The organism is Paraburkholderia sp. SIMBA_054 (assembly GCF_046534875.1).
GTDB lineage: Bacteria > Pseudomonadota > Gammaproteobacteria > Burkholderiales > Burkholderiaceae > Paraburkholderia > Paraburkholderia hospita.
The window spans coordinates 1-386 of the sequence record NZ_JAWRXV010000313.1; the positions used below are offsets into that span (position 1 = coordinate 1).

The 386-nt window shown below is 63.2% G+C and carries 1 protein-coding gene; it reads left to right on the forward strand.

Annotated features, from left to right (window positions below):
• Positions 1 to 120: 120 nt before the first annotated feature.
• Positions 121 to 386: PAS domain S-box protein (locus tag SB822_RS55265; RefSeq protein WP_410858867.1), on the forward strand; the 266-nt coding region annotated here is incomplete at its 3' end.

Below are 386 nucleotides of genomic sequence, written 5' to 3' on the forward strand. Positions count from 1 at the left end.
GCAACAGCGGCGTTCGAGTCGCTCAAGACGACCGAGCGGGAAGTCTGCACGAACGACGGCGAATGGTACATCGCGCGGATCTTGCCATACCGGACACTTGACGACCGCATCGATGGCGCGGTGCTGACGCTGATCGACATCACCAAGCGACGGCAGGCGGAGCAGTCGGCGCGCGGCAGCGAAGAGCGTCTGAAGTTCGCTGCGCTGACCACCGACGACTACGCGATCATCGTGCAGGATCTCGATGGCGCGATTGTGAGCTGGAACAGGGGCGCCCAGAATATCTTCGGCTACGCGGAATCCGAAGTTCTGGGGCAGCCAATCGATGTGATCTTTACCGCAGAGGACAGAGCGCAGGGCGCGCCGCTGGCGGAGCGAACCCAGGC